The following is a 22,269-nucleotide window of genomic DNA, read 5'->3' as shown; positions in this document are numbered from 1 at the left end:
GGAGAAAGGCAGGGCGGCTATGTTTAACAGATGGCGATGGTTCGTTGGATGTATGGCAGGACTGACTATAATCATAATCGCGTCGGCGTGCGCCCGCGGCCAGATTATGGATCAACCGACACCAGCGGAGACGCAGACAACAGAAGTAGAACACCCCCACGATATCACATTAATGATTGATGGAGGCACCTTTATCCCTGATGTGACGCGTAACCTGCATTTTGATTATATCGACGGGTTAACGGTACGTCATGCCTTGGCAAGCAGCGGGATTGTCAAATTTACAGAGGACCAGTCCGCCATTCAATCGGTGGGGGAGGTGTCGCTGGATTCGGCGTTGGAATGGGGGACCCGGCTAAATGATAAGGAGCTGGCCTCTACCAACTGGGATCAGGAGCTGCAAATGGGTGACAAGCTGCTGGTTTACGTCAAGACGGTGGACAGCTATGAAGCGATCTCGCCGCTGGCGTCCTTGCTGTTGATTATCGACGGGGGCAGTCAGAAGCAATATTTTGTCCATAAATACAGTGATAACACCACCGTTCGAGATCTCCTGAAGCACAGTGGATTGGTACAGTTTAACCCTAACCATAAATCAATTATCTCCGTCGGCGGCTATACCCCTAAGCAGGACGAGCAATGGATCCTGAAAGTGAATGGGAAGAAGCTGCTGGATAATGGCCTGGATATGAGATTAAAGCCGCAAGACTACGTGGAGATTACCTTGGCGACGCAATAGAAGTACGATGTAACTTAGAGATCCGTAATCCTGGTGATCATCCGGGAGAGCGGATTTTTTTACAGAACATTGAAAAAGTTATGACAAAAGTATGTTAATATTTTCACAATTAATGTGAATGGAATCACAAAGTCCTCCTTATTTGAAAAGTATACTGGGAGCATGGGAGCACTTCAAATTTTAACTATCGTCAAGTTGCATGAGACCCAGGTGTTTATTGGAGGAGGCATTTTAAAGATATGGGAATGGAACGAGAGAAACTAGTTGTTATCGGTAACGGAATGGCCGGAATCAGCACGGTAGAGCAAATCCTGAAGTTGACTACGAAATTTGACATTACGGTATTCGGAAGCGAGCCGCATCCGAACTACAATCGAATTATGCTGTCATATGTGCTGGAAGGCAGCAAAACGCTGGACGATATCGTGCTGAACGATTTGAACTGGTACAAAGAGAACGGGATCACCTTGCATCTCGGAACTGCAGTGGAACGGATTGATGCCGAAGCCAAAGAGGTCGTCGCCGATAATGGGTTGCGCGTCCCGTACGATAAAGTGCTGATCGCAACGGGCTCCAATTCGCTGATCTTGCCGATTCCAGGCAGCGATAAGGAAGGGGTCGTTGGCTTCCGTGACATCGCGGACTGCAAGCAAATGTTGGAGGCGGCGAAGACCTACAAGAAGGCGGCCGTCATTGGCGGTGGACTGTTGGGATTGGAAGCGGCCAAAGGCCTTGTGCAACTGGGGATGGACGTGACGGTTGTACATTTGATGGAAGATCTGATGGAACGCCAGTTAGACCATCAGGCAGCGAGCATGTTGAAAGCAGAGTTGGAGCGGCAAGGGATCAAATTTAAGATGGGCGCACAAACGACGGAGCTGTTTGGCGACCATCGGGTTCGCGGCCTGCGCTTTGCCGACGGGACGGAGCTGGAGGCGGAATTCGTCGTTATGGCTGTGGGAATCCGACCTAATGTTGCGGTTGCTAAAGCCAGCGGCATCGAAGTGAACCGTGGGATCGTCGTGAACGACTATCTGCAAACCTCGCTTGAAGGTGTGTATTCTGTGGGGGAATGTACGGAGCACCGCGGGGTTTGTTACGGTCTGGTTGCGCCTTTGTTCGAGCAGGGGATGGTGTTGGCGAAGCATATCAGCGGCGTGGATACCGCGCCTTATGAGGGTTCGGTCGTATCGACCAAGCTCAAAATTTCCGGCGTGGATGTATTCTCCACCGGTGAATTTATCGATGGACCGGAGCATACGGTGATCGTCAGCAAGGACGAGTGGAAACGCACCTATAAGAAAATTTTGCTGAAGGACGGCAAGCTGGTTGGGGCAGTGCTGTTCGGGGATATCACAGATTCGGCTGAACTGCAGAAGCTGATTAAGCAAGGCGCGGAGATGACCGATGAGTTGTACGAATCGCTGATGGGCGGGGGCTGCTGCGGCGGCACCAAGAAGAAGGCATCGGTCGAAACGATGAGCGATGAGGAAATCGTCTGCGGCTGTAACGGGGTGACGAAAGGCACGATCGTGGACTGCATCGTAAATCAAGGGATGACGACGGTCGACGAAATTAAAGCGAGCACCGGAGCGACTCGATCTTGCGGCGGCTGTAAACCGGTCGTCGAGCAGATCCTGCAATATGTGCTTGGCGATGGCTTTACCCAATCGGCGAAACAGGGGATTTGCAGCTGCACTACGCTTAGCCGGGACGAGATCGTTGCCGAGATTAAAGCGAAAGGGCTGCAGACAACCAAAGAAGTGATGAATGTGCTCGGATGGACGCAGCCGGAAGGCTGTTCGAAGTGTCGGCCGGCGATTAACTACTATCTAGGCATGATCTACCCGGATACCCATGAAGATGAAAAAGCTTCGCGTTTCGTCAACGAACGGATGAATGCCAACATTCAAAAGGACGGCACGTATACCGTGGTGCCGCGGATGTACGGCGGCGTCACAACGCCGGAAGATCTGAAGAAAATCGCCGATGTTTCGTTGAAATACAATGTCAAGGTGGTCAAGGTCACGGGCGGACAGCGGCTGGATTTGATCGGCGTGAAGAAAGAGGACCTGCCGAAGGTGTGGGCAGAGCTGGATATGCCGTCAGGTTATGCTTATGCCAAATCGTTGCGCACAGTAAAGACCTGCGTTGGTTCGCAGTTCTGCCGTTTTGGCACCCAGGATTCAATGGGTATGGGCGCGCTGCTGGAGCGCAAATTCGAGCGGCTGGACTTCCCGGCGAAATTTAAGATGGCGGTTAACGGCTGCCCGCGTAACTGCGCCGAGTCGTGCACCAAAGATATCGGGATCGTTGGCAATGACGGCGGTTGGGAGGTCTTCATTGGCGGCAACGGCGGGATCAAGCCGCGCTTGGCGGACTCGCTGTGCAAGGTGAAAACCGATGAGGAATTGATTGAAGTGTGCGGCGCGCTGATGCAGTACTACCGTGAAACCGGCAACTATCTGGAGAGAACGTCGGAATGGGTGGAACGGATGGGCCTTGAGCATATCCGCTCGGTTATCGTTGACGATGTGAAGAACCGCAAAGCGCTGATGGAACGGATTGAATTTGCTTTGAAGCAAGTATCCGATCCATGGAAAAAAGTGCTGAACGACAACGAACAGCTTGGCAAATTGTATCACTCGTTAGAAGTGAGCAGCCAGCTGTAATACAGCGTCCTAGAGAAAGGGGTCATGGTGCATGAGTATGGAGAGTAAGGGCGAAACGTTTTATCCTGTTGGTGCCTTGGAGGATTTTCTGCTGCAAATCGGGCGTGTCGTGGAAGTGGCCGGCCTGCAAATTGCCGTGTTCCGAACATCGGATGGCCGGATTTTTGCGGCGCTGAACCAAAATCCGCATCCAAAGGGCGGACCGCTGGCCGAGGGGATCGTATCGGGTCATTATCTGTATGATCCGTTGTATGATTGGAAAATCGACCTGACCACCGGGCTCGTTCAAGCACCGGATACCGGGCAGGTCACGATGTTCCCGGTCAAGGTGGAGGACGAACAGGTCTACATTGCCGCTGCTGCTTTGCAGCAAGCGTAGTGCGGCTATCGACAGCGCGGTGATCGGAAGGTCGCCGCGCTATTTTTGAAGCATGAGGCAAGTTTGATTTGGGGGCGGTGCGGTATTCGTCGCAATGGCATATTGGTTCATTTCGCCCATGCGCAAGAAAGCATAGGGCTCATAACCACATAAGTATCCCCCAACCTCATTGGGTAGCGAAGAGGATTGGGGGATTTTTTTACGCGATGGGAAGAAAGCAAAAAAACCGCCCTCCAATCATGGGACGGTTCAATACACCGGAACTAACGCCGTATATAGGGCGAGTACTAGGCGGTTAAATACGGCAGATTTCGTTCGGGCACAGCTCGCAGTGGCAAATATCTTGCAGCATGACCAGGTCTTTGATTACGATCATCCCGTTCTCATAGTCCAGCGCTTCCTTTTTGCGCAGGTCGCTTAGCATTCGGTTGACACTTTCGCGCGTTGCCCCGATCATGTTGGACAAGTCAGTATGGGTGATCTTCTTATTGATCAGAATTGCATCTCCGTGCGGTTCGCCGTACGTATTGCTCAAGCGAATCAAGGTCGAGCACAAAGCGCCCGGTTTGCCGTACATCATCAGATCGCGGAATTTGGTTTGCGTCAAACGGTGATGGATGCCCATCCATTTCATGAAATCGATGGCGAAATCGCAATGCTGGCAAATCATGATTTCCAGGTCCTTCTGCTCAATAATGCCGATTTCACAGTCTTCGATGACTTCGGCGGTAAAGCTATGCTTCGAGCTGAAGAACGGATCGGCTTGCCCAACCATATCGCCGACACCATACATGTAGAGGATCAACTCTTTGCCCTCATCTGTCGATTTCGTCAACTTCACGCGGCCGCGCTTGATGTAGAACAGTTTATCGGAATAGTCTCCTTCCCAGAACAAATGTGTCCCCTCGGGATAAGATTTGTCTTTCATCGTAACGAGAAGGCGATTGAAGTTTTGCTCTGAAAAACAGCTCGTATTGCCGCGGGGCAGGGTGGCATTCACAATTTCACTCATCATCGATTTCCCCTTTGTGCTCCAAATTTTTCTGAAAATTTTAAATTAATTATAACTGGTTTTTTATAATTTTTGGGGGCTTTAAAGCCCGAAAAAGTGAACATTGTGAGAAATTTCACTATGTCGAATCGGATATTCACGCTAAAAACGGTGCAAAATAATAAACTGGCGTTCGCAGCATTCGATAAGTATTTCAAAGAGACACTATGTACACAATGTAAAGTATATATGAAAAATTTATCGTGGCAAGTGAAAAACTTTCAACTTTTTTAAAGTATGTGAAAAAATTCACTATACAAAACAAAAAGCCTGTGCTATGATCAAGACATAAAGAGAAGCACACACGCTTCATAGGGATTCGCTCATAAGTGAATTTTTTCACAATATAAAACTTAGTCCACCATGTGCAAGCAAATCCCTAATCCAAAAATTTAGGAGGATGAGAGAGATGGCTGTTAAAAACGAAGTGGCTGTGAAAGCTCAGCCAACCGCACAAGAGTATATTCAAACGTTGATCGACAAAGCGAAGAAAGCTTCCGAAGCTTTCATGAGCATGGATCAGGAGCAGATCGACAAGATTGTGCAAGCGATGGCTTTGGCTGGACTCGACAAGCATATGTATCTGGCGAAAATGGCGATCGAGGAAACGGGACGCGGCGTTTACGAAGATAAAATCATCAAGAACATGTTTGCAACGGAGTATATTTGGAACAGCATTAAGTACCAAAAAACAGTTGGCGTCATCGAAGACAATCCTTACGAAAGCTTCCAAAAAATCGCCGAGCCGCTCGGGATCATTATGGGGATTACTCCAGTTACGAACCCGACGTCGACTACGATTTACAAAGCGCTGATCGCCGTGAAGACACGCAATCCGATCATCTTCGGCTTCCATCCATCCGCGCAAAAATGTAGTGCAGAAGCCGCTAAAATATTGCTTGAAGCGGCCGTTAAACACGGCGCACCTGCGGACTGCATCCAATGGATCGAAGATCCTTCCATGGATCGCACGAACGCGCTGATGAATCATCCGGACGTAGCTTGCATTCTGGCTACCGGCGGTTCCGCGATGGTTAAAGCGGCTTATAGCTGCGGTAAACCGGCCCTCGGCGTAGGTCCTGGTAACGTTCCTTGCTTCATTGAGAAGAGCGCCGACCTGGATCAAGCGGTTAACGACCTGATCTTGTCCAAAACGTTCGACAACGGCATGATTTGCGCATCCGAACAGGCGGTAATTATCGAAGAACCGATCTTTGACCAAGTGAAGAAGAAAATGATCGCCAACGGCTGCTATTTTGTAAATAAAGAAGAAGCTGCGAAGCTGACCGCAGGCGCGATCAACGCTGAAAAATGTGCGGTGAACCCTGCGATCGTTGGTCAATCGGCCGTAAAAATCGCGGAAATGTGCGGCATCGACGTCCCGGCCGGAACGAAAATTCTCGTTGCCGAGATCGAAGGCGTTGGCCCGAAATTCCCATTGTCTGCAGAAAAGTTGAGTCCTGTACTCGCTTGCTACAAAGTGAAAAATGCAGAGGAAGGCATTAAGCGTGCGCTGGAAGTGGTGCAATTTGGCGGTATGGGTCATTCCTCGGTCATCCACTCGAATAATGATGAAGTGATTCAACAATTCTCCGAACGGATGCCAACCTGCCGGATCCTGGTGAACCAACCTTCTTCGCAAGGCGGTATCGGCGACATCTACAACACGAACCTGCCGTCGCTGACACTGGGCTGTGGATCGTACGGACGCAACTCGACTTCGTCGAACGTAACGGCCGTGAATCTGATCAACGTGAAAAGGGTGAATCATCGTACCGTGAACATGCAATGGTTTAAAGTGCCTAGCAAAATTTACTTCGAGAAAAACTCGACGCAATACTTGGCGAAGATGCCGGACATCTCCCGCGTCATGATCGTGACTGACCCGATGATGGTGAAGCTTGGCTACGTGGAAAGAGTCGAACATTTCTTGCGTCAACGCCAAACGCCAGTCGCCATCGAAGTGTTCTCGGACGTTGAACCCGATCCATCGACCACGACTGTACAACGCGGTACAGAGATGATGGCGAAATTCCAGCCGGACTGCATTATCGCGCTGGGCGGCGGTTCGCCGATGGACGCAGCCAAAGGCATGTGGCTGTTCTATGAATATCCGGATACCGACTTCCACAATCTGAAGCAAAAATTTATGGATATTCGCAAACGGATCTACAAATATCCGCGTCTCGGCCAAAAAGCGAAGTTCGTGGCGATTCCAACAACGTCGGGTACCGGTTCCGAAGTGACCTCGTTCTCGGTAATCACGGATAAAATCAACGGCAATACGAAATACCCGTTGGCGGATTACGAGCTGACGCCGGACGTCGCGATTATCGACCCTGAATTCGTATACAGCTTGCCAAAAGTTGCAGTCGCAGATACCGGAATGGACGTACTGACGCATGCGATCGAAGCTTATGTCTCGGTTATGGCGAACGACTACACAGACGGTCTGGCGATTAAAGCGATCCAACTGGTGTTCCAATACCTGGAGAAATCGGCACTGACCGGTGACAAGCTGGCCCGTGAGAAAATGCACAACGCTTCGACGCTCGCAGGGATGGCGTTCGCCAACGCATTCCTTGGCATCAACCACAGCTTGGCGCACAAATGGGGCGGTCAATACGGTACGGCTCATGGACGTACCAATGCGATTCTGATGCCGCACGTCATCCGCTACAACGCGAAGAAACCAACGAAATTTGCGGCATGGCCGAAATACAGAAATTTCGTTGCCGATGAACGTTATGCAGAAATTGCCCGCATTCTGGGTCTGCCGGCTCGCACGACGGAAGAAGGCGTGAAGAGCTTGATCAAAGCGGTGCGCGATCTGAACAAGAAGCTGGGCATTCCGGAATCGTTCCAAGCGCTTGGTTTCGATGCGAAGGATTTCGAATCGCGCGTCGATTACCTGGCGGACCGTGCCTTCGAAGACCAATGTACGACGGCGAATCCGAAGCTGCCGCTGGTCAGCGAGCTGGCTGAGATTTATCGCGATGCCTTCTATGGTAGATTTGAAGAATAAGTGAACAGGCGGGTAAAAAAGGTGACAAATATCACTCAATGTGATATTTGTCACAATCTTTTTGGATAGGAAGAGCTATGATTACAGTATAAATGATCCCTCAGAAATAAGTGAGTGGAACCCGGTCTTTCGGGGCCGGGTACCATAATTGTCTAAGTTGTGAAAAGTATCACAAATTTTAGGGATCATGAGGCGCGGGATAGACCTTCAACCGCGACCACATATATAAATGGAGGGAATCAAGATGTCGGTGATCGAAAGAGAAGTAACAGAAACGAAGGCACAAAACGCATGGAGAGGCTTCAAAGCTGGGAAATGGATGAAGGAAGTGGATACGCGCGATTTCATCCAATCCAACGTGAATCCTTATGAAGGAAATGAATCCTTCTTGAAAGGCGCTACGGCGAACACGAAAGCGTTGTGGGATATCGTATCGCAGCTGTCCGTGAAAGAACGGGAAGCTGGAGGGGTCCTGGATGTAGACGTGAATACGCCGTCGACGATTACTTCCCATGCTCCTGGATATTTGGATAAAGAGAAAGAACAAATCGTTGGCGTTCAGGGTTCGGCCCCGTTCCAACGCACGATCCATCCATTCGGCGGGATCAACATGGTTATCAATGCATGCAAAGCTTATGGCTTCGATCTGCCAGCTGAGATCGTCAACCTGTTTACAACGATTCGTAAAACCCATAACCAAGGGGTATTTGATGCTTATACATCGGAAATGAGAGCCGCCCGTAAAGCCGGGATTATCACTGGCCTTCCTGACGCATACGGCCGCGGTCGGATCATCGGGGACTATCGCCGCGTTGCTCTGTATGGCGTAGACTTCTTGATCAAGCAAAAACAACAAGAACTGAAATCCCTTGAAGTGGATGTCATCGATGAAGATGTGATTCGCTTGCGGGAAGAAATTTCTGAACAAATTCGCGCTTTGGGTGAATTGAAACAGCTTGGCGAAATGTACGGATTCGACATTTCCAGACCGGCGAACAATGCGAAGGAAGCTTTCCAATGGCTGTACTTCGGTTATCTGGCAGCGGTCAAAGAACAAGACGGTGCCGCGATGTCCCTCGGACGTGTATCTTCGTTCCTCGATATTTACATTGAACGCGACCTGGCTGAAGGAACGCTGACTGAAGAAGCAGCCCAAGAATTGGTTGACCATTTCGTTATGAAGCTGCGCATCGTGAAATTCTTGAGAACGCCAGAGTACAACGAACTGTTCAGCGGTGACCCAACTTGGGTAACGGAATCGATCGGCGGGATGTCCGTAAACGGTCAGACGCTTGTAACGAAGAACAGCTTCCGCTTCCTGCATACGCTGTACAACCTGGGACCGGCTCCAGAACCAAACCTGACTGTGCTCTGGTCGGAGCAACTGCCTGATGCCTTCAAGAAATACTGCGCGAAGGTATCGATTGAAACGAGCTCGATTCAATACGAAAACGACGATCTGATGCGTCCGATTTACGGTGACGATTACGGGATCGCCTGCTGCGTCTCCGCGATGAGAATCGGGAAACAAATGCAATTCTTCGGCGCTCGTGCGAACTTGGCGAAAGCTCTGTTGTACGCGATCAACGGTGGTAAGGATGAAAAATCCGGCGTCCAAGTGGGTCCGGAATATCCAGCGATCACTTCGGAATATCTCGACTATAACGAAGTAATGAAACGCTTCATCCCAATGATGGAATGGTTGGCTAAGCTGTACGTGAACACCCTGAACGTGATCCACTACATGCATGATAAATACTGCTACGAACGGATCGAGATGGCGCTGCATGACCGTGACATTCTTCGTACGATGGCTTGTGGTATCGCCGGCTTGTCCGTGGCAACCGATTCGCTCAGCGCGATCAAATATGCGAAAGTGAAACCGATCCGCAACGAAAACGGCATTGCAGTAGACTTCGAAATCGAAGGCGACTTCCCTTGCTACGGCAACAACGACGACCGCGTTGACCAAATTGCGGTAGAGCTGGTTGAAACGTTCATGAGCATGATCCGCAAGCATAAAACGTATCGCAACTCGCTGCCAACTCAATCGGTGTTGACAATTACGTCGAACGTTGTATATGGTAAGAAAACAGGCAGCACGCCGGACGGACGTAAAGCTGGCGAACCGTTCGCACCAGGGGCGAACCCGATGCACGGCCGCGACAAGAAAGGGGCGTTAGCTTCCCTGAGCTCGGTAGCCAAACTGCCATATGAGCACAGCTTGGACGGCATCTCGAATACGTTCTCGATCGTGCCGAAGGCATTGGGTAAAGAAATCGAAACTCGCCAATCGAACCTCGTATCGATGATGGACGGATACTTCGGCAGCAACGCGCATCACTTGAACGTCAACGTCTTTGACCGTGAACAACTGCTTGACGCTATGGAACATCCGGAGAACTATCCGCAATTAACGATCCGTGTATCGGGGTATGCGGTGAACTTCATCAAGTTGACTCGTGAGCAACAATTGGATGTCATCAACCGGACCTTCCACGGCAAAATGTAATAACCTGCTGACTAGCAGCAACAATTGAAGCTGAACGATAAAATGGGGAGTTGGGCTTGGATCGCCTTTCTCCCCATTCCATTATCGGGAGCGATTTAGGGAAAGGGTGACGAAGATGCTTAAAGGTCGCATACATTCATTAGAAACGTTCGGAACCGTAGATGGACCGGGGATTCGTTTCGTCCTCTTTATGCAAGGCTGCTTGTTGCAGTGCCAATATTGCCATAACCCGGACACCTGGAGTTTGACGGAAGGCAAGGAGATGACGGTTGAAGAAGTTTTGGCTGAAATCGAGCCATACTTGAACTACTATCGTACATCGGGCGGTGGGCTGACGGTTTCGGGCGGCGAAGCGACGCTGCAGGCGCCGTTTGTTACGGAATTGTTCCGGGAAGTGAAGCGGCGCTGGAACCTTCATACGACGCTGGATACGAACGGCTATAACGAGGGCGACAAGATCAAAGATTTGCTGGATGTCACCGATTTGGTCCTGTTGGATTTAAAACATATCGACAACGAGAAGCACATCAAGCTAACGGGCAAACCTAACGATCGAATGTTGAAGATGGCTCGCTGGCTGTCGGATCATGATCGGAAAATGTGGATTCGTCACGTATATGTGCCCGGCATCCACAACGATGAACAAGATTTGCTGGAGCTCGGGCGGTTTATCGGCAGCCTGAAGGGGGTAGAGAAGTTCGAAATTCTCCCTTACCACCAAATGGGCGTATACAAATGGCAGGAGCTCGGTTGGGCTTACCCGCTGGAAGGTGTACCTTCGCCCACGGATGAAGAGATCGAACGAGCTTATCGGTTGATTCGCGAAGGTGAGCAGCAAACAGCAGCTAAACTTTGAACTATATGTTATATATCCTTACACGAAAATACAATATCTCGAATACAAACGGTTAGACCTCTCGTTATACGTTAGGTTTAACCGTTTTCATTTTGGTTTTTAGATGATATTATCCCCTTTATAGAAAAATGTCCTCCTTATCAAAGGGAATGACGCTTTCTATAATGAGGGTGTATCACATAAATGAGTTTGAGGAGGGTCTATCTAACATGAGGAAGAGTTTGGTGCTGCTGCTGTCTCTTGTGTTTGTTGCATCCGCGCTGCTCGCCGGCTGCGGCAAATCCGGCAACAACGGAAGCAATGCTGCCCCTGCCCCGTCGAATAGTCAGGGCACAAATGCGGGGACCGAAACGGAAACGAACAACGATCCGTTTGAGATCACGATCCGTCACACCCAGGTTGGCGAATCCAAGAAGTTCCGCCTGGCGATGCTGGAGGACGTCGTTAAGAAGACGGAAGCTGCTGTACCGGGCTTAACGATCAAGCTGGATGCGGTAGACTCCGAAGTGAACCGCAAAGAGAAGCTGCGGGGTGAAATGGCTGCTGGCAAACCGCCGGAAATCTTCGACGTCTTTGGCAGTCCGGATGCCCAGCTGTATGCCAAGGAAGGCTTGATGCTGGATTTGACGCCAATCATCGAAGAATTGGGGATCAAAGATAAATTTACGACACTAGATCCGTTTACCCTTGACGGCAAAGTATACGGCTTGCCAATCGGGGGTTCTATCGAAGGGTATTTCTACAATAAAGAGTATTTTGAATCCAAAGGGCTGACGGTACCGAAGACGCTTGGGGAACTGGAGCAAATCGCCGAGAAAATTAAGGGGGACGGCAAAATTCCGTTTGCACAATCCTCGAAGGATGCTTGGATTCCGCTGATGACGACCAATAACCTGTGGTCCTATTATGCCGGTCCGGAGATCACTTATGGCTTCAAGACAGGCGCAACGAAATGGACAGACGAGAATATGGTCAAGGCGATTGCCAAACATCAGGAATGGGTTGAAAAAGGTTACTTTAAGAAAGGCGAGCTCGGCTTTGAATACGCGGATATGAGAAACCAAGTCATTACAGGCGAGGCCATCATGATGATGGACGGCTCCTGGGCGAACTCCGTATTCCGTGATCCGGCTCAAGCTGGCGACATGGTTGGCAAAATCGGCTTCTTCAACATGCCGCCATTAAATGAAGGGGATCCAGTTGTTGTCATGCAGGATGCCAATAACGGTTATGGCTTCTCCAGTGCCGTTGCGGAGGATCCACGCAAGCTGGCAGCCGTTAAGGAATTCATCAAGAACATGTGGACGGAAGAAATGCAACTGCGCGGTTTGAAAGAAGACGGCGTACTGCCAGCCATGAAGATGGATCTGGAGCAAATGAAGACGGCGTCCGACGACCCGCTGATGCAGGATATCTTTGCAGCGGTAAGCGAGATCGGCACTTCCTTCCCAGCGTTTGACGCGCTCGTACAAGCGGAAGTGAATACGGCGCTGAGCATGGGCATTCAGCAAATCATCGGCGGCGAAATCGACCCGGCGAAGATGCTGGAGAATGTGCAGGCCGCGCAAGATGCAGCCAATGCTGCGGCGGAATAATTGTGAAATCTCAAGTTTGATCATGAACAAGGGCGTCACCCGCCGGCAGCGGTTCTGGGGACGCCCTTGCTTCCAACTACGGAGGTATAGGCATGAATAAAGCGCTCAGAAGTCCTCTGATTTACAGCTTATTTGTTCTCCCGGCATTGATCTTGTTTGTTGCCTTTTTCATCTATCCGATCTTTAACGCCATCAACAACAGCTTTACCAGCTGGAACGGCATTTCTAAGCATATGACCTATATTGGTTTGGACAATTATGAGATGGCCTTCAAGGATCAAGCATTCTGGAAATCGGTGCGCAACAATGTGTACTTCATTCTGTTCTCCTGTCTGATCCAAGTTCCGCTGATCGTTTTTTTCTCCCTCTTAATCGCAAACGTCAAGAAGCTCAAGGGACTGTATAAGACCGCGGTCTTTATGCCGTCGATCATGTCCACCGCCGTCATCGGGATCTTGTGGGGGTTCATTTATAATCCTGATTTCGGGCTGATGAACCAAGTGCTTGGGATCTTTGGCATTCCTCCGGTGTACTGGCTGTCGGACAAAAATTGGGCCATGCTCTCCATCCTGATGACGAATGCTTGGCAGTGGACCGGGTTCTATATCGTAATGGTGCTGGCGGCGATTCTGGCAATCCCGCGTGAACTGGACGAAGCCGCGGCGATCGATGGAGCGAGCGGCATCCAACGGGCGATCCGAATTACCCTTCCGCTGATCATGCCGATCATCAGTGTCGTCGTGATGCTGTCGGTGGCCGGCGCCATGAAAGCGGCCGATATCGTATTAGTTATGACCAAAGGCGGACCGGCCGGCTCAACGGACGTCATGGCAACGTACATGATCCGCTACGCGATCACCAGCTTCCGTCACGGATTTGGCAACGCCATCGCCGTGCTGATCTTTGCCTTTACGATCATTATTACTGCCTTGTACCAAATCCTGGTCGTTCGACGCACAGAAAGGATTGAATACTGATGAGAGTGCTGAAAAAGTCGATCCCGCATCTGTTCCTGATGGCGTATCTGCTCATCATTTTGTATCCGTTTCTGTTCGTGTTGTTCTCTTCGGTCAAAACCGATAACCAAGCGATCGCTTCTAATCCGTTTGGGTTGCCGTCGTCGATTATTTTTGACAATTACATTAATGCTTGGGTGAACGCCAAGATCAGCACGTATTTTTTCAATAGCTTATATATCGGTGTATTATCGGCGTGCTTGTCGATTCTGTTTGCGGCGATGCTGGCCTTTGCCGTGACTCGCATGCGGTTCAACCGGCTCAGTGCGGTCGTATTCCAGCTCATCCTGCTGGGGATGCTGATCCCCAACAACTCGCTGCTGCTGCCGATCTACAGCATGATGCGGAACCTGAACGTTCTCGACACGCACATGGCCTTGATTTTGCCTTATGTGGCGAACGCGATTCCGTTTTCAGTCATTATTCTAGCGGCGTTTATGCGCTCGATCCCGGGTGAAATTGAAGAAGCTGCCGTTATGGACGGCTTAGGCTCTGCGGGGGTGTTCTTTCGCGTGATGCTGCCGCTAACGGTGCCGGCAATCGTGACCGTGTTTATCATTAACTTCCTCGGCAACTGGAACGAGTTTTTGCTGGCAAACTATTTCCTGTCCAAGGATGAACTTCGCACGCTCCCGGTTGGGATGGTCGGATTCCGTGATGCGTACAACACCAACTACGCGCAGATGTCAGCTGGTATCGTGTTCAGCGTACTGCCGGTCATGATCATCTATGCAGTGCTTCAAGAAAAAATAATTGAAGGCGTTACGGCTGGCAGCGTTAAAGGTTAGATCGTGGCGTGGTAGAATAGGGTTAGTCTTACCAATTGGGAGCTGCCGCTGATGAATTTGCGCATTAAGCTGTTTACCGCCTTTTTGGGGTTAGTCATCATTCCATTGTTTATATTAGGCATTATCACGTTTTGGATTACGTTTAATTCGATTGAGAAGAAATACAGCCAGCAGGCGGAATATTCGCTGAAGGCCATCGGCTACAGCATTAAGAACGTCTTTCAGGAGATGGATAACGTCACGGATAACGGGATTGCCAAAGGGGTTTTTCAAGCTGCTTTATCCGCCAAGGATCCGGATTCCCAGGATTTGACGGCCACGACCCAGCTGGAGCTGAACGCCAATCAGCGAAATTTCCGTTCTCTGCTGTACAGCCATCCGGCCATTGACTACGCGTTTTTGTACAACATTCATGGAGGCCGGAAGTCCAATGTCATCGCGATCTTTAATAAGGAAAATTTCGAGACGCTGCCCTATGAAAAATTCAAGGAGCATCCTTTATATAACGAAGTGATGGCCCTGAACGGCCAGCCGAAATGGATCGCTCCCCACGAATATCCGGAATTAACCGGATCGGACAACGTGTTTACGCAAATCCGCCTGATCAAAGAGCTTAGCAACCTGGAGCGGGTTGGCGTGCTGGTGGTGCAGATCAAGAATTGGGAGTTTGAGAAGATTTTTCAGAACCTGAAGCTGGGCAGTCAGATGCGCGATACCCGGTTTATGCTGGTGAATGACAAAGGACTGATTCTGTACGATTATCATTTGGAGTTGGATGGCCAGCAAATCAAGGCGTATCTGCCAAAGAAATTGAAATGGGAAAGCGACGAGAGGTATCGGAGTTTTAAAGGGAAATTTAACAACCAAGAGAGCGTCATCTCCATTTATAAATTACAGGATTATCCGTGGAGCCTCGTTTCGGTTACATCCTGGAGTTATTTGTCGCAGGAGGTGACGACCTTTGCCAAATGGTTTGTTGCCATTATTTGTGTGTGCTTGCTGACGGCGATGTTATTTAATTTGATCTTTATGAATCGGATCACAGGGACCATCGGTGTGATTGTCCGATTCATGCGCAAGGTGGAGAGCGGCGACCTGAAAGCTCGGGTAGACGAGAAGGGCGACGATGAGCTGCTTCTGCTGCAGAAGGGCTTCAACAACCAGATGGATAAAATCAATGAGCTGTTTGAGCAAGTGAAACGGGAGCAACGGCTGAAGGCCAATGCCGAGCTGCGCGTGTTGCAGGCTCAGATTAAGCCGCATTTCTTATTTAATACGTTGGAGTCGATTAACGTGCTTGCCGTCCAAAACGAAGGGCGCAAGGTCAGCGAAATGGTGCTACGGCTGGCGAATATTTTACGGATTAGCATTCAAGACAAAGAAGAGATCAAGCTCAGCCTTGAAATCGAGCATTTGCGCAGCTATTTGGAAATTCAGAAGTTCCGATTCGAGGAGTTGTTCGAATATTCGATCGATATTCCGGACGAAATGATGAACTGCCTGCTGTTGAAGCTTACGCTGCAGCCGCTTGTGGAGAACAGTATTCAGCACGGGTTTGAGGGCATCGATTATAAAGGCAGGATCACGGTCACGGGGAAAATGGAGGAAGATCGCATTCTGCTGCGGGTTGAAGATAACGGAATTGGGATGACCAATGAGCAGTTGGCGAAGATTCAATATGCGGATTTGGACGATCCGGCATATCGGTCCTTGACACCCTACCCGAACCATGAACGTCGGGGCTTGGGACTTCGCAGCGTGTCGGATCGGCTGAGATTTCAGTATGGCAGCAGGTACGGATTATTTATTTGCTCGCAGCCCGGGTACGGGACGACGATTCAGTGTGTGATACCAAGATATGAGGCGGGTGTTCACGATGAAGTTAAAAGCGTTGCTGGTTGACGACGAAATTCATATACTCACGAACTTGTCGAAGGTTTTGCCTTGGGAGGAAATGGGGTTTGAAGTTGTTTTGTTGGCCAAGAACGGCAAGGAAGCGTTAGAGATCGCTTCAAAGCATCGTCCCGACTTGATCTTAAGCGATATCCGCATGCCAGTGATGGACGGCATTCAACTGCTGCAGGAGCTTCGGGAGCGGGAGATCCCTTGCGAAATTTTGTTGTTGACCGGGTATCAGGAATTTGAATATGCTCGAACTGCAATACGTTACGGCGTGAAGGATTACATTTGCAAACCAATCAACTATTTTGAGCTGGAGGAGACGGTTCGAGGGATTGCCAAGCAGATTCGCGAGAAGCGCAAAAACCTGAACAAGGAGCAGCGGCTGAACCAGGTGGTTGATCTAGCCAATGAAAACTTCCTCTTACATTCCTTGCTCGGACAAGAGACGGATGCGGAAGGGCTGTTGTGGGATGACGAGGATGGAAGTAAAGAGCAACGACGCTACGCCATGCTGCTCTTGGATTTGGAAGGTTATTCACACCGATCGATTGCCTGGACGCTCCATGAACGAAAAGCGTGGAATCTGCACATTAAGCATGTGTTGAAGGATGTTTTTGGCGAAGTATTACCCGGCTTAACCGTGCTGCAGATCCGGGAAGGAGAATGGTGCCTCGTGTTCCCATCCCCTTCAGGGGATCGGACCGTTGATGAGCAGGCATTGATGCCGGGCTTTGAGCGGATCCGACAGCTCATTCGCAGCAAGGAGGAGCTTCCTGTTCGGATGTGCATGGCGGCAGGACCTCATGGATTGCAGGAAATATCGCTGGTGTACCATCGCTTGCAGCATCGGTTGATTTTGGGAGCGGCGCAGGAAGGTTTCGTGAAGGCGGATGCGCTGCCAACGGACGATTTTGCTCCGGATCAGGACGCGATGGAAGTGCAATGGGGTTGGATCGAGCAGCTGGGAACCGGATTGCGCAACGGGAGCGGCGAGGTCTTGGAACGCATTGCCGGGGAATTGAAATCGTATATCGGAGGTCTGGATGAACGGCAGGCGTGTGCGGCGGAGAAGCTGATGCACTATTTGCTAATCCATTTGCTGCGTGAAATGCGCGAGCTGCAGATGCTCCCAGGGGAACAGGAAGAAGGGTTATGGAAGCGGCTGCGGGAGCCGATGAGTTTGAAGGAGCTGCTGTCCATTATCGTTTCGCTCATCGAGCATGCGCGCAGCTCCCTGTCCGCGAAGAAGTCCTCGGAACTGCTGATGATGTCTGCACAAAATTATATCCAGAACCATCTCGGCCGTGACTTTGGAATTGAAGACATCGCCGACTATCTGGGCATTAGCAGCAGTTACTTTTGCTTGCTCTTTAAGAATCATTTTGGCGAAACGTTTGTTGAGTATTTGACCAAACAGCGAATGGAAATGGCGAAATGCCTGCTGCGGACCAGCGAACGTTCGATCGCTCAAATCGGCAGCTCCATCGGTTATCAGGAACGGCGATATTTCACAAAGGTCTTTCAGAAGTACACCGGCATGACGCCGTCGGATTACCGACAGAAGGAATCAAACGTATCTTAAAACGAAATGGAGAATTCAACAAGGAGGACGGCTCGTGGACTTAACCGCATGGACGTTAGAGGAGAAAGTCGGGCAGTTATTTATTTGTGGATTCCATAGCTTGGTGCCGGACGAACAGATTCGGACGCTGGTGCAGCAGTATCATGTGGGCGGCGTCGTATATTTCCGCCGGAACATTGCTTCAGTGGAGCAGCTCGCTGAGCTGTCGCGGAGCTTGCAAAGCTTGCCGCGCAGCAAACCGGAGCTTCCACTGTTTATCTCGATCGATCAGGAAGGCGGGATGGTCGCTCGACTGGATCATGAAGGGATGAGCCGGATTCCCGGCAATATGGCGCTTGGGGCGGCGAATGACCCTGCGCTCACGGAGGAAGTGGCGCGGCTTGCAGCCAAGGAGATGCTGCAGCTCGGCATCAACTTCAACTTTGCGCCGTGCGTCGACGTCAATAACAATCCGGCCAATCCCGTGATCGGCGTCCGCTCGTTTGGGGAGCGGCCGGACCAGGTGGCCGTGCATGGCGCAGCGGCGGTTCGCGGTTATCAAGCCGAAGGCGTGATCGCGACGGCGAAGCACTTCCCCGGCCACGGGGATACAGCCGTGGATTCCCACCGCGGCTTAGCCAGCGTCCCGCACGGGAAGGAGCGGCTGTACCAGGTTGAGCTGGTCCCGTTCCGGGAGGCGATTGCCGAGGGCGTGGATGCGATCATGACGGCGCATGTGATCTTTCCGGCGTTTGAGCCGGAAGGGACGCCAGCCACATTGTCGCATCGGGTGCTGACCGGCTTGCTGCGAGAGGAGCTGGGCTACGGCGGGCTGATCGTCACCGATTGCCTGGAGATGCAGGCTATCGCGGGACATTATGGCATCGCCGAGGGTGCGGTGCAAGCGATTGAAGCCGGCGCGGATCTCGTGCTCGTGAGCCATACGCTGGCTGAACAGCGTGCGGCGATCGAGCGGGTGGCCGAAGCGGTGCGCAGCGGCCGGATCAGCGAGGCGCGCCTTGACCGCTCGCTCGAGCGCATCTTGGCGCTCAAGGCGATGCGGATCGGCAGTGCGGCGCAGGCGGAAGCCGCTGCAACCGCGACGACAGCGCCGCTGACGCCGGAGGCGGAGAGCGCTGCGCTGCTACGCCGAGCGGCTGAGCGCAGCGTGACGCTCGTGAAGGGAGCGGGCCGCTTGCCGCTCAAGAGCGACCAGCCGGTGCTGGTCGTCTGGCCGGAGCTGCGGCACCGCACCGAGGTCGATGAGCCAGCGGTGCATCAATATACGCTGGCGGACGCGCTGCGGCCGCGTCATGCTCAGGTGAGCATGACGGTCATTGGCACACAGCCCAGCGAAGAAGAGATTGCCGCGGTGCTGGAACAAAGTGAAGAGGTCGACCAAATCGTTGTGGCGACCTACACAGCGGAGGGAGAGATTCCTGAAGGCCAGCAGAAGCTCGTCCAGCGCCTTCAGCAGCTCCCGGGCAAACGTCTGATCGTCATATCTACGCGAAATCCTTATGACTTGAACGCCTTTCCTGAGATTGAGACCTATCTCTGCTTATATGAAAATCGTCCGTTTTCGTTGGATGCCGCAGCCAAGGTGCTGGTCGGTGAGCTGCAGCCGCAGGGAGTATTGCCCGTCTGCTTAAATCAGGATTAGTCCATCTTCTCATAGAAACGCCCGGGAGTGATTTCCGGGCGTTTTTTACGGGGATTTGTTAAAAATAAGTAAAATCGGCAACAAACGACGGAGTTTGTGGATATTTTGCGAATATTTTGTTTTTAATTGTAAGCAACTTTTCTTTTATCTATGCGTTTAATACAGTGTGAGTTAAAGGGAGAAACACAAAATGGGAGAGTAAGGGAGTTTAGGCATGAAATTTAAGAGATTGTTGATCACCACGATGTTGGTTGCATCGCAAGTAGCTATGGTGCTTCCAGCCAGCGCAGAGGAAATCGGGCAAGGAAACGGTCTGGAACCTTCGGCCGAAATGCAACAGCTAGATGTGAACGGGACAACAAACGATGGGGTACAGCCTGGCGATCTGCCTGCAGATCAAGGAACAACCGATGGAACGATAGGGGATACGGTTCCAGAAGACGGGCAGGAAGGGACGGGAAGCGGGGATGAGATGATCCCGCCAACTAGTCCGGTGACGCCGCCTGCAGACCCAAGCATGAGCCAAAGTAACTCCGGTCAACTGATTCTGATGGTGAACAGCAATAAGATGTATCAGAACGGGAAGGAATACCTTGCCCCATATCCGATGGAAGTGAAGGACGGCGTATCTTACATATCGATCCGGGCTATTGTGGAGCGTGCCGGATTCCAGCTGTCTTTTGACAATACTACAAAAGAAACGATCATTAAGCGGGGGAACGACGAACTGCGCTTTAAGCTGAATACGACTTATTATAAAGTTAACGGTGTGACGCAGACGATGCGGGGGAAATCCTATTCTGTGGAAAACAACTTCATGGTGCCGTTAACGGCGATCACGAAGGCGTTAAACATCTCGTATTCCTATGATGCGGCAGGCAAACGAATAATCGTGAATCTGAACACACTGCCGGTCGCTTCGTTTAGTATTGGCAACAATGAAGTGATTGCGGGCGAAACCCAGGTTCAATACATCACCAATGCGACCTCGCCTATCGGGCTTCCGATCGTGAACGAGGAATGGATTGGACGCCAGGATATCTTCATGACGCCGGGGGATTATACGGTGACTTACCGGGTGCAGGATTCCAGCGGCCAATGGAGCAATCCGTTTACGCTGACCATTCATGTAGACAAGCCGCATACTCCACCGGTGGCTAACTTTACGACGGACAAAGACACCTATAAAATGGGTGAATTAATTACGTATACAGATCTAAGTACGGATGAAGTTGGCATCACCGAGCGGATTTGGGAAAATAAAGAACTGGCGTTCTTTACTCCAGGTCAAATGACGATCCGCCTGAAGGTTGTCAATAAATTCGGCTTGTATTCGACCGTCGAGAAGACGATTACGATTACGAACGAGACGCTCTACACGCGGGACGAATTTAACAAGCTGTTCATTCCGGTTGGGGAAGAATATACGTTTGACGGAACCCAGGTCCCAAGCTGGGAGCGGATCCGATACGCATTCACATCGGATGCGGTCACATTGATCCGCAGCAACAGCCCGGAAACGGTATATTCTAAAGGGATTCTGTATAAGGAATCGGCGATTGGGAATACACGTTTCATGATCCATCACGCCAACTCGACCGGGATGCCGGTGAAAATGTACGTCATCGCGACGAACAACAATAGCGAGACGACCCGTTTGACTCAGAGCAATTTAGGCTTTGGCGGCCCAAGCAATTATGCAACGGCTGCGGGGAAAGCTTCGGTTGCGCGCTATTACGAATCGATGCAAACCGGCAGCAAATACAAGGATACTTGGTTTGCTCCAGGGGAAAGCAAGATCATCTTGAACGAGCTGAGCGCGACGGCGATGAAGCAAGGGGATGTCATCTCCCTGTTTGCGGATTTGTACAGCGACCATACCTTAAATTACACCGTCATTATGGTCGGTCAGGATCAAGATCCATTTAAGACGTTGCCTTATCTCAGCGTCTTAAAACCTGACATCCATAACCGTGGTACTTATACGGAAGCTACGCGCAATATTGTAGTGACCGACCTGATTGGCAATACGCCATCCCGTTTGCTTATCGGCGACAATTCCAGCGATCCGTTCTTGATTGGATGGGACGGTCCTACCGGGGAATATCGCATGAACGCCGGAAACTTTGGCGTCTTGTACAAGGTTAAGCTCTACCGCGTTGCGCCAAACACGCTGATCACGTTTAACCCGCGCGGCGGTCATTATATGGGCTCAATTATGGTCAACGGAGATATTGTAGGCTTACCTTCTTCCGGCTCACTCAGCGCACCTAACGAGAACGCGGTGTTGTTCCGGACCGGCGAGCGCGAGCAAACCGTAGACCTGGTGTTCACGGCAGCTCCGGGCAGCAACTTGTCCGTTAACCTGCTGTTCCAACAATTGCCGGAGAAGAAAAGCGAATAAACACGAACTGAACTTTAAGGCACGGCGCGGAAGCGCCGTGTTTTTTTTCGTCCAAAATCGGAAGATTCTCCATCAAATTGAGAATGAAATCAATTGTGTGAATTCG

At 50.9% G+C, this 22,269-nt stretch carries 14 protein-coding genes; 13 read left to right on the top strand and 1 reads right to left on the bottom strand.

Annotated elements, in window-relative coordinates:
- The first annotated feature begins 19 nt into the window (after positions 1–19).
- From PBA01S_RS00710 to nirD, 3 genes are all read left to right on the top strand, one after another.
- Positions 20–739 carry a hypothetical protein gene (locus tag PBA01S_RS00710; RefSeq protein WP_127575094.1) on the top strand — a complete coding sequence of 240 codons (720 nt, stop codon included), beginning with the start codon at positions 20–22 and terminating at the stop codon, positions 737–739.
- 239 nt (positions 740–978) lie between these two features.
- On the top strand, positions 979–3,411 hold the full coding sequence (gene nirB, locus PBA01S_RS00705; protein ID WP_127575093.1) for a nitrite reductase large subunit NirB: 2,433 nt from the start codon (positions 979–981) through the stop codon (positions 3,409–3,411).
- Between the two features lie 31 nt (positions 3,412–3,442).
- Positions 3,443–3,790, top strand: a complete 348-nt coding sequence (nirD, locus tag PBA01S_RS00700) for a nitrite reductase small subunit NirD (RefSeq protein ID WP_028538283.1) — start codon at positions 3,443–3,445, stop codon at positions 3,788–3,790.
- A gap of 295 nt (positions 3,791–4,085) precedes the next feature.
- Here the strand turns inward: nirD and PBA01S_RS00695 are convergent, their stop codons facing one another.
- Positions 4,086–4,802, bottom strand: coding sequence for a Crp/Fnr family transcriptional regulator (locus PBA01S_RS00695; protein WP_028538282.1), 717 nt, complete (start codon positions 4,800–4,802; stop codon positions 4,086–4,088).
- 448 nt (positions 4,803–5,250) lie between these two features.
- On the opposite strand from PBA01S_RS00695, the gene adhE reads away from it, so the two are divergent.
- From adhE to PBA01S_RS00645, 10 genes are all read left to right on the top strand, one after another.
- Positions 5,251–7,866: a bifunctional acetaldehyde-CoA/alcohol dehydrogenase gene (gene adhE, locus PBA01S_RS00690; protein ID WP_127575092.1), complete on the top strand. Its 2,616-nt coding sequence runs from the start codon at positions 5,251–5,253 to the stop codon at positions 7,864–7,866.
- A 244-nt stretch (positions 7,867–8,110) separates the two neighbouring features.
- Positions 8,111–10,378: a formate C-acetyltransferase gene (gene pflB / locus PBA01S_RS00685; protein ID WP_016311667.1), complete on the top strand. Its 2,268-nt coding sequence runs from the start codon at positions 8,111–8,113 to the stop codon at positions 10,376–10,378.
- Positions 10,379–10,493: 115 nt separating this feature from the next.
- Positions 10,494–11,234, top strand: a complete 741-nt coding sequence (pflA, locus tag PBA01S_RS00680; protein WP_028538281.1) for a pyruvate formate-lyase-activating protein — start codon at positions 10,494–10,496, stop codon at positions 11,232–11,234.
- A 209-nt stretch (positions 11,235–11,443) separates the two neighbouring features.
- Complete coding sequence (locus PBA01S_RS00675; protein WP_127575091.1) at positions 11,444–12,829, top strand: ABC transporter substrate-binding protein; 1,386 nt, start codon at positions 11,444–11,446, stop codon at positions 12,827–12,829.
- Between the two features lie 92 nt (positions 12,830–12,921).
- Positions 12,922–13,806, top strand: a complete 885-nt coding sequence (locus PBA01S_RS00670; protein ID WP_009225312.1) for a carbohydrate ABC transporter permease — start codon at positions 12,922–12,924, stop codon at positions 13,804–13,806.
- The gene (locus tag PBA01S_RS00665; RefSeq protein WP_016311670.1) at positions 13,806–14,633 is read left to right on the top strand and encodes a carbohydrate ABC transporter permease; all 828 of its coding nucleotides are present in this window, start codon (positions 13,806–13,808) and stop codon (positions 14,631–14,633) included. The genes PBA01S_RS00670 and PBA01S_RS00665 overlap by 1 nt, the downstream gene beginning before the upstream one ends.
- Before the next feature lie 51 nt (positions 14,634–14,684).
- Positions 14,685–16,535, top strand: coding sequence for a cache domain-containing sensor histidine kinase (locus PBA01S_RS00660; RefSeq protein ID WP_085170739.1), 1,851 nt, complete (start codon positions 14,685–14,687; stop codon positions 16,533–16,535).
- Complete coding sequence (locus PBA01S_RS23235) at positions 16,510–18,117, top strand: response regulator (protein ID WP_127575090.1); 1,608 nt, start codon at positions 16,510–16,512, stop codon at positions 18,115–18,117. Before PBA01S_RS00660 ends, PBA01S_RS23235 begins: the two co-directional genes overlap by 26 nt.
- 34 nt (positions 18,118–18,151) lie before the next feature.
- Complete coding sequence (nagZ, locus tag PBA01S_RS00650; RefSeq protein ID WP_127575089.1) at positions 18,152–19,759, top strand: beta-N-acetylhexosaminidase; 1,608 nt, start codon at positions 18,152–18,154, stop codon at positions 19,757–19,759.
- Between the two features lie 214 nt (positions 19,760–19,973).
- Positions 19,974–22,163 (top strand): stalk domain-containing protein, encoded by a 2,190-nt coding sequence (locus tag PBA01S_RS00645; RefSeq protein WP_127575088.1) that lies wholly within the window; start codon positions 19,974–19,976, stop codon positions 22,161–22,163.
- Positions 22,164–22,269 lie beyond the last annotated feature (106 nt).

Source organism: Paenibacillus barengoltzii NBRC 101215, assembly GCF_004000745.1.
GTDB lineage: Bacteria > Bacillota > Bacilli > Paenibacillales > Paenibacillaceae > Fontibacillus > Fontibacillus barengoltzii.
Note: the sequence above shows the minus strand (reverse complement) of the source record. Positions and strands in the feature narration are given on the sequence as shown.

Coding starts and splice junctions, on each gene's coding strand:
- pflB (WP_016311667.1), top strand. CDS start 8,111: ATGTCGGTGATCGAAAGAGAAGTAACAGAAACGAAGGCACAAAACGCA.
- PBA01S_RS00645 (WP_127575088.1), top strand. CDS start 19,974: ATGAAATTTAAGAGATTGTTGATCACCACGATGTTGGTTGCATCGCAA.
- PBA01S_RS00665 (WP_016311670.1), top strand. CDS start 13,806: ATGAGAGTGCTGAAAAAGTCGATCCCGCATCTGTTCCTGATGGCGTAT.
- PBA01S_RS00670 (WP_009225312.1), top strand. CDS start 12,922: ATGAATAAAGCGCTCAGAAGTCCTCTGATTTACAGCTTATTTGTTCTC.
- PBA01S_RS00675 (WP_127575091.1), top strand. CDS start 11,444: ATGAGGAAGAGTTTGGTGCTGCTGCTGTCTCTTGTGTTTGTTGCATCC.
- PBA01S_RS00695 (WP_028538282.1), bottom strand. CDS start 4,802: ATGAGTGAAATTGTGAATGCCACCCTGCCCCGCGGCAATACGAGCTGT.
- pflA (WP_028538281.1), top strand. CDS start 10,494: ATGCTTAAAGGTCGCATACATTCATTAGAAACGTTCGGAACCGTAGAT.
- nirB (WP_127575093.1), top strand. CDS start 979: ATGGGAATGGAACGAGAGAAACTAGTTGTTATCGGTAACGGAATGGCC.
- PBA01S_RS00710 (WP_127575094.1), top strand. CDS start 20: ATGTTTAACAGATGGCGATGGTTCGTTGGATGTATGGCAGGACTGACT.
- nirD (WP_028538283.1), top strand. CDS start 3,443: ATGAGTATGGAGAGTAAGGGCGAAACGTTTTATCCTGTTGGTGCCTTG.
- PBA01S_RS23235 (WP_127575090.1), top strand. CDS start 16,510: ATGAAGTTAAAAGCGTTGCTGGTTGACGACGAAATTCATATACTCACG.
- adhE (WP_127575092.1), top strand. CDS start 5,251: ATGGCTGTTAAAAACGAAGTGGCTGTGAAAGCTCAGCCAACCGCACAA.
- PBA01S_RS00660 (WP_085170739.1), top strand. CDS start 14,685: ATGAATTTGCGCATTAAGCTGTTTACCGCCTTTTTGGGGTTAGTCATC.